This window comes from Achromobacter sp. FW305-C-13, from assembly GCF_058783475.1.
Genome location: NZ_JBYSYN010000011.1, coordinates 1 through 1,073, shown reverse-complemented (window position 1 = coordinate 1,073; position 1,073 = coordinate 1). Strand labels below are relative to the sequence as shown.

Annotated in this window: 2 tRNA genes and 1 rRNA gene; all 3 read right to left on the bottom strand. The window is 48.2% G+C overall.

Features of this window, described 5'->3' with window-relative positions:
- Positions 1–422: ribosomal RNA gene (locus AC3WMU_RS29630) — 23S ribosomal RNA — on the bottom strand; the annotation flags it as partial.
- Positions 423–720: 298 nt separating this feature from the next.
- Positions 721–796, bottom strand: a tRNA-Ala gene (locus AC3WMU_RS29625).
- A 37-nt stretch (positions 797–833) separates the two neighbouring features.
- Positions 834–910 (bottom strand) — tRNA-Ile (locus AC3WMU_RS29620).
- Positions 911–1,073 lie beyond the last annotated feature (163 nt).

The following is a 1,073-nucleotide window of genomic DNA, read 5'->3' as shown; positions in this document are numbered from 1 at the left end:
GGAGGATGGTCCCCCCATCTTCAAACAGGATTTCACGTGTCCCGCCCTACTTGTCTTACGCTTAGTTCCACACACAAGATTTCATCTACAGGGCTATCACCTGCTACGGCGGGGCTTTCCATCCCCTTCGATTATCTTGCATGCTAAAACGTAAAGGCTCTTCCGATTTCGCTCGCCACTACTTTCGGAATCTCGGTTGATTTCTTTTCCTCGAGCTACTGAGATGTTTCAGTTCACCCGGTTCGCTTCCACTAGCCTATGTATTCAGCTAGGGATACTGCATCGCTGCAGTGGGTTTCCCCATTCGGACATCTACGGATCAAAGCTTGTTTGCCAGCTCCCCGTAGCTTTTCGCAGGCTACTACGTCCTTCATCGCCTGTGATCGCCAAGGCATCCACCATATGCACTTAGTCGCTTGATCCTATAACGCTGTAGGCTATAGGACCTGAGTATTAGCGTTTGTGCCGTTCATAAGTTTCAAAGCAGTCTGAAGTTATTCACTTCAGTCTTGAGAACTTGGAACAAAATAATGCAATCACAACCCGTACTTATCTTCATCGGCTTGCGCCGAGTACTTGATAAGTACATTTCGTTGTGCTTCTTCCAGATTGTTAAAGAACGAATATAGCTGTTAGGTAAAACCTAACTCATAGAATCGTAAATTAACGACGCTATGAGTTAGCCTCTACATCACCACCAGGTGAGTATTTGAGAATCAATGGTGGAGGTGAACGGGATCGAACCGATGACATCCTGCTTGCAAAGCAGGCGCTCTCCCAGCTGAGCTACACCCCCATATCCCACACAGTGACCAGCACTACGCGAAATACTTTGGTGGGTCTGGTTGGATTCGAACCAACGACCCCCGCCTTATCAAGACGGTGCTCTAACCAACTGAGCTACAGACCCAAAACCTTCTCGGATCAGTAGTCAGGTAGCTGAAGACCTAGGGAAGATTCCCTCGACCCAAGCCTACAACTGATCCCAGCTATATCAAACAACCGATAAGAGTGGACGCTTAACACGAGCACTTAAGCTCTGAAAGGAGGTGATCCAGCCGCACCTTCCGATA